General features: G+C 66.5%; 1 protein-coding gene and 1 pseudogene. One reads left to right on the forward strand and one right to left on the reverse strand.

Going from position 1 to position 1044, the window contains the following annotated elements; genetic code table 11:
* Positions 1-52: 52 nt before the first annotated feature.
* Positions 53-346: pseudogene (locus tag ACTQ49_RS14940) on the forward strand (transposase); the annotation flags it as partial.
* A gap of 8 nt (positions 347-354) precedes the next feature.
* Here ACTQ49_RS14940 and ACTQ49_RS14945 read toward each other — a convergent pair.
* On the reverse strand, positions 355-1044 hold a 690-nt coding region (locus ACTQ49_RS14945; RefSeq protein WP_441828627.1), incomplete at its 5' end, for a tyrosine-type recombinase/integrase.

The raw sequence follows: 1044 nt of genomic DNA on the forward strand, positions 1-1044 counted from the left end.
CTGAACCGCCCCGGCATGTCCGGAGAGTGAATTCGTTGAAAGGATCACTCTCATGGCACGTCCTTCGAAGTACCCGCCCGAGTTGCGCCAGCGGGCTGTCCGGCTGGTGATGGAGTCCCGCGAGGAGCACGAGACCGAGTTCGCCGCGATCAAGTCGGTGGCCGCCAAGTTGGGGATCACCTCGCCCGAGACGCTGCGCAAGTGGCTGCGCCAGGCCGAGATCGACCAGGGTGTCCGCCCTGGGGTGACAAGCCAGGAATCGGCCGAGCTGAAACGCCTGAAGCGGGAGAACGCCGAACTGCGCCGCGCGAACGAGATCTTGAAGGCGGCCTCGGCTTATGTGGGTGATCGGTGTCAAGCGGTGGCGTGATCGAGGTCTTCGAGGAGGCTGGTGTAGATCTCGGCGCGGCGGGTTTGTCCTTTGGCGCAGGCGTCGTTTCGTTGGGCGATGAGGGTGGGCCGGTGGTGGTGGGTGGTGAAGAACATGGGGCAGGTTTCGCAGATCGTTTCGTAGCGGCAGTCGAGCTCGACGGGTCGGCGGCAGTAGCCGTTGCCCAGCAGGCGTTTGTCGACTTCGGCGTGCAGGGCGGTCATGGCTGGACCGGCGGCCTCGGCGGGCAGGACGGGGATGGCCGGCTCGGTGGCTTGGTAGAGGGCTTCGATCTTGTTGGTGACCTGGAAGTACTGGTCGGCGACGGTGCGGTCACCGATGCGGGCGTAGACCATCGTCATCGACAAGTCGGCGTGGCCGAGCAGCGCGGCGATCGCTTCGAGGCTCATGCCTCGGTTGATGGCTTGGGTGGCGAGGGTGTGTCGCAGCTGGTGGGGGTGGACGTGGCCGATACCGGCGGCGGTGGCGGCTTTCTGGACGGCCTTGTCGACGCGGGTGGGTGGGATGGGCCGTCCGCGTTCGAGCAGGAGCAGGTCGCTGGCCTGCCATGACGGGCGGTGGGCGATCCAGGTGTCGATGAGGGTCTTGAGGGCCGGGTCGAGGGGGATGTAGCGGTCGGTGTGGAGTTTCCCGACCGGGGTGCGCAGCCAGTA

Origin of the sequence: Luteococcus sp. Sow4_B9, from assembly GCF_052116585.1 — a bacterium.
Lineage (GTDB): Bacteria > Actinomycetota > Actinomycetes > Propionibacteriales > Propionibacteriaceae > Luteococcus.